Raw genomic sequence first — 5,104 nt, 5'->3', positions numbered from 1 at the left:
AGCCTGCTCGCGAATGCAATGTGTCACTCAGCAGTCGAGTGTCTGACACACCGCTTTCGCGAGCAGGCTCGCTCCCACAGGTGCTGCGTTTCAGGTTAATGCCCGCTGGCAGCAGGCCCGGCCTTGGCGGCAAACGGCGGTTTCGCCAGCCATACAATCAAAATCAGCCCCATGAATCCCCACCCTAGCAACGTGAAGTAATCCACGGTCGAAAGCATGTACGCCTGGCTGGTGAGGATCTGATCCATCTGCGCATACGCCGACTGGCTCGCCCCGCCCAATTGATTCAAGGTCTCGCGGGTGGCTGGCTCGAACGTGCTGATGCTTTCGCTCATATACGCATGATGCTGATCGGCCCGGCGAATCCAGATCCAGGTGGTCAGCGACGCCGCGAAGCTGCCGCCCAGTGTCCGCAGGAAAGTCGCCAGGCCTGCGCCGTCAGCGATCTGGCTTGGCGGCAAGTCCGACATCAGAATGCTCAGGGTCGGCATGAAGAACAGCGCCACGCCGATGCCCATGAACAACTGCACCAGCGCAATGTGCTGGAAGTCGACTTCGTTGGTGAACTCGGCACGCATGAAGCAGCTCAGGCCAATTGCCAGAAACGCAATGCCGGCGAGCAGACGCAGGTCGAACTTGTGCGCGTATTTGCCGACAAACGGCGACAGCAGCACCGGCAGAATCCCGATCGGCGCCACGGCAAGTCCCGCCCAGGTCGCGGTGTAGCCCATTTGCGTCTGCAACCACTGCGGCAGAATCAGGTTGATGCCGAAGAAGCCGGCGTAACCCAAAACCAGCACCAGCGTGCCGATGCGGAAGTTGCGATGGGCGAACAGGCGCAGGTTGACCACCGGATGGCGGTCGGTCATTTCCCAGATCACGAACACCGCCAGCGCCACCACGGAGATTGCCGCGCCGATGATGATGAAGTTCGATTCGAACCAGTCCAGGTCATTGCCCTTGTCGAGGATCACCTGCAACGCGCCGACGCCAATGATCAGTGTGATCAGGCCGACGTAATCCATCGGCTGGCGACTGGTCACCACCGGCCGTTTCGCCAGTTGCGAACGCACCACCATCACCGCAAAGATGCCGATCGGCACGTTGATAAAGAAGATCCACGGCCAGCTGTAACTGTCGGTAATCCAGCCGCCGAGAATGGGCCCGGCAATCGGCGCGACCACCGTGACCATCGCCAGCAGCGCCAGGGCCATCCCGCGTTTCGCCGGCGGATACACCGCGATCAACAGCGTCTGCGTCATCGGGTACAGCGGCCCGGCGACCAGGCCTTGCAGCACGCGAAAGCCGATCAGCTCAGGCATCGAAGTCGAGATACCGCAGAGAAACGACGCCAGTACAAACAGCATCGTCGCCCACAGAAACAGCTTCACCTCGCCGAAGCGGCGGCTGAGCCAACCGGTCAGTGGCAGCGCAATCGCGTTGCTCACGGCAAACGAAGTGATGACCCAGGTGCCCTGCTCCGAACTCACCCCGAGATTGCCGGAAATCGTCGGCAACGCCACGTTGGCGATGGTCGTGTCGAGCACTTGCATGAACGTCGCCAGCGACAGGCCGATGGTGCTGAGCAACAGGCTGGGCGGCGTGAAAGAAGCGTTATTGCTCATTGTGAATCCTATGAAACCTGATGGTCGCTGCGGCCTGATGAACACAGCCGGCCCTGTGTTAACAGGCCCTTTGTGGCGAGGGGATTTATCCCCGCTGGGTCGCGAAGCGGCCCCTCTTTTGGCTCAGGAAAAGCGGGCCTGCTGCGCAGTCCAGCGGGGATAAATCCCCTCGCCACAGATAACCCCTCACCACAGAGCCTGCTTCTGATCCGGTGTGCTCTCAGCGCTGTGCGGTCTTGCCTGCTGCTGCGCTGTTGTCGTGAATCAACTGGGCAATCATCGCGTCCGCTTCGGCCAGTTGGCGGTCATACACATTGGTGCTGAACGAGGCTTTTTGCGGCGGTTGCTGGGCCAGCACCGGGCCGCTCTGGTCGTGCAGATTGACCTCGACATTGGTCGACAGACCGACACGCAGCGGGTGCTTGGCCAGCTCTTCGGCGTTGATGTGGATACGCACTGGCACGCGCTGGACGATCTTGATCCAGTTACCGGTGGCGTTCTGTGCCGGCAGCAGAGCAAACGCGCTGCCGGTACCGGCGCCGAGGCTGTCGACCGTGCCGCTGTATTTCACGTCGCTGCCGTAAATGTCGGCCTCGATATCCACTGGCTGACCGATGCGCATGTCACGCAGTTGGGTTTCCTTGAAGTTGGCGTCGATCCACAGCTGATCCAGCGGAATCACCGCCATCAACGCGGTGCCCGGTTGTACGCGCTGGCCGAGCTGCACGGTGCGCTTGGCGACGTAACCGGTGACCGGCGCGATCAACGTGCTGCGGGCATTGGTCAGGTAGGCCTGACGCAGATCGGCAGCCGCCGACATTACGTCTGGATGCGACGAGACCACGGTGTCGTCGACCAGTGCGCTGGTGGTTTTCAGTTGCTGTTTGGCGTTGGCCAGAGCGTTCTGCGCCGAGGTCAGGTCGTCGCGGGCGTGGGACAGCTCTTCCTGGGAAATCGCCCCGCCCTGGGCGAGATTTTTCCGCCGGTTGTAGTTGTCCTGGGCTTTCTGCACTTCGGCCTGCTGCGCATTGACCTGAGCTTTCATGCCGTCGACGTTGCTATACAGGCCGCGCACCTGACGCACAGTGCGCGCCAGTTTCGCCTTGGCACTTTGCAGGCCGACTTCGGCATCGTTGGGGTCGAAGTTGACCAGCACCTGGCCTTCCTGGACCAGATCCCCGTCATCGGCGCCGATGCTGACCACGGTGCCGGTGACCAGCGGCGTGATTTCCACGACGTTGCCGTTGACGTAGGCATCGTCGGTGCTTTCGTTAAAGCGCCCGATGAATTCGTGATAGGCCCAGACGCCGGCAATGGCGAGCAGGACGACCACGGCGAGGGCCAGCAGCATCACCTTGCGTTTGCGCGGGTTGCCGGTGTCCGGGGTGTTGTCTTGAGCTTGGGTGTTTTCGGCAGTGGCCATGACAAATACCTTGAATTAGTAGTGCGACGAGGCGGGGCTGGCGTTGGCTGCGTTCAGGTTTTCACCCTGAAAGCCGCCGCCCAGCGCTTGCATCAGTTGAATCGACAGGTCGATCTGCTCGGCATTGAGGGTCGCCAGCTGACGCTGGGCTTGGAGCAATTGCTGCTCGATGCTGAGCACGTCCAGGTAGTTGCCGATGCCGGAACCGTAACGCTGGACGACGGTGTTGTAAGAATCCTGAGCGATGTCGGTGGCGTGTTGCTGCGCGCCGATCTGCCGGCCGATATCGCGCAGCTGGTTGATCGTATCGCCGACATCGCCGAGGGCTTTCACCAGACTTTTGTTGTACTGCGCCACCGCCAGATCGTAATCGGCGTCGCGCGCATCGAGGTTGGCCCGCAAGCGTCCGCCATCGAAAATCGGCAGCGACACGGTCGGCGCGATGTTGAAGAAGCGACTGGCCGAGCCGAACATCGCATCACCCAGCAACGACTCGGCGCCGGCCGAGGCCGACAGGTTGAGGTTGGGATAGAAACGGGTTTTCGCCGCATCGATGTCTTTGCTCGCCGCTTCGACACGCCAGCGTGCCGCGACCAGATCCGGGCGGCGGCCGAGCAGTTCCGCCGGCAACACCGACGGCACCGCCACGGCGCTGGCTTGCAGGACTTTCGGTCGAGCGATTTCGTTGCCACGATCCGGGCCTTTGCCGAGCAATACCGCCAAGGCGATTTTCGCGCTGTTCAAGCGTTTTTCCGCGTCGATCAGGCTGGCCTGAGAACTGGCTTCCAGACTCTGGGTTTGCTGGAACTGGTACTGGCTGTCGATTCCCGAACTCAAGCGGCGCTGGCTGAGGTCGAGCATTTGCCGGGTGCGCTTGAGGTCTTCGCTGGCGAGGTCGTAAACGATGTGCGCCTGACCGAGATCGCTATACGCACGGGCGACGTCAGCGGCAAGTGTCAGCTGCGCGGCCTGACGGTCGACTTCAGCAGCGCGAGCCTCGCCGAGTGCGGCTTCCCAGGCATCGCGCTGGCCGCCCCACAAATCGAAGTTGTAATTGAAACCGGCGCTGACATTGCGCACCGTCGCATAGGCGCCGCCCTGCCCCAGCGGATCCTGATCACGAGCCAGCCGCGAACGGCTGATGCCGGCGCTGGCGTCGAGGGTCGGATAGCGCTCGGCATCGGCGGCATAGGCGGCGGCACTGGCCTGATGGGCGCGGGCTGCGGCGATCTGCATGTCCGGGCTGTCGTGCAGGGCTTCGCGGATCAGGCCGTCGAGCTGCGGATCGCCGAGGCTGCTCCACCAATCGCTTTTCGGCCACGCCGCTGGCGACAGGGTGACGCCATCGAGAGACTGCGCTGTCTTCAGGCTCTTCGCATCGAGGCGTTGGCCTTCAGTGTCGAGGCCGCTGTAGTTGGCGCAACCGGCGAGGATCATCGCCGACAACAGCAGCGTCAGACAGCTGCGCAAAGTGTTAGCGCTCATTGTGATCACCTAGACGCTGGATGGTGATCGGGTCACCGGCGGCCAGCAGGATTTTCTTCAGGATGTATTCCAGGGTTTTCAGCTCTTCGCGGGAGATCGCGCCGGCCAGTTCATTCATCGCATCGGCACCGATGTGCGGCAGACGATCAGCCAGTTGCTGGCCCTGCTCGGTCAGTTTCAACTGCACCTGACGCCGGTCGCCTTCGCTGCGCTGGCGAATCAGGAACGCTTTCTGCTCGAGACGATCGAGCATGCGCGTCATCGACCCGCTGTCCAGCGAAAGATGCCGGCACAGCTCGGCCGGGGTGTCGACGCCGAACTGGGCCATGATGATCAACACCTTGAACTGCGCGGCGGTGATGCCGTGGGGTTCCATGTGGGTATCGATGATCCGGTCCTTGAGCAACGCGGCACGGCCGAGCAACAGGCCGAGGTGGCAATGTTTGAATTCTTCCGGGGTGAAATGCTTCATGGGTCGACCTGATAACTGCCTAGGCAGTGAATGTATGTCGAGATGTTACTGCTTAGGCAGCGAATGTCAACGCAATAGTTAGGGGGCTTGGTAATTAGT

General features: G+C 61.7%; 4 protein-coding genes. All 4 read right to left on the bottom strand.

Annotated features, from left to right (window positions below):
* Nucleotides 1–95: 95 nt before the first annotated feature.
* The 4 genes from D8U82_RS22875 to D8U82_RS22855 all read right to left on the bottom strand — a co-directional run bounded on the left by D8U82_RS22875 (nucleotide 96) and on the right by D8U82_RS22855 (nucleotide 5,005).
* Nucleotides 96–1,625, bottom strand: a complete 1,530-nt coding sequence (locus D8U82_RS22875) for a DHA2 family efflux MFS transporter permease subunit (protein ID WP_122612126.1) — start codon at nucleotides 1,623–1,625, stop codon at nucleotides 96–98.
* 220 nt (nucleotides 1,626–1,845) lie between these two features.
* Entirely contained in the window at nucleotides 1,846–3,048 is a 1,203-nt protein-coding gene (locus tag D8U82_RS22865; protein WP_024013427.1) for an HlyD family efflux transporter periplasmic adaptor subunit, read from the bottom strand.
* A gap of 15 nt (nucleotides 3,049–3,063) precedes the next feature.
* On the bottom strand, nucleotides 3,064–4,533 hold the full coding sequence (locus tag D8U82_RS22860; RefSeq protein ID WP_130903014.1) for an efflux transporter outer membrane subunit: 1,470 nt from the start codon (nucleotides 4,531–4,533) through the stop codon (nucleotides 3,064–3,066).
* Complete coding sequence (locus D8U82_RS22855; protein ID WP_024013429.1) at nucleotides 4,523–5,005, bottom strand: MarR family transcriptional regulator; 483 nt, start codon at nucleotides 5,003–5,005, stop codon at nucleotides 4,523–4,525. Before D8U82_RS22855 ends, D8U82_RS22860 begins: the two co-directional genes overlap by 11 nt.
* Between the last annotated feature and the right edge of the window lie 99 nt (nucleotides 5,006–5,104).

Origin of the sequence: Pseudomonas sp. Sample_23, assembly GCF_004307595.1 — a bacterium.
GTDB lineage: Bacteria > Pseudomonadota > Gammaproteobacteria > Pseudomonadales > Pseudomonadaceae > Aquipseudomonas > Aquipseudomonas atacamensis.
Note: the sequence above shows the minus strand (reverse complement) of the source record. Positions and strands in the feature narration are given on the sequence as shown.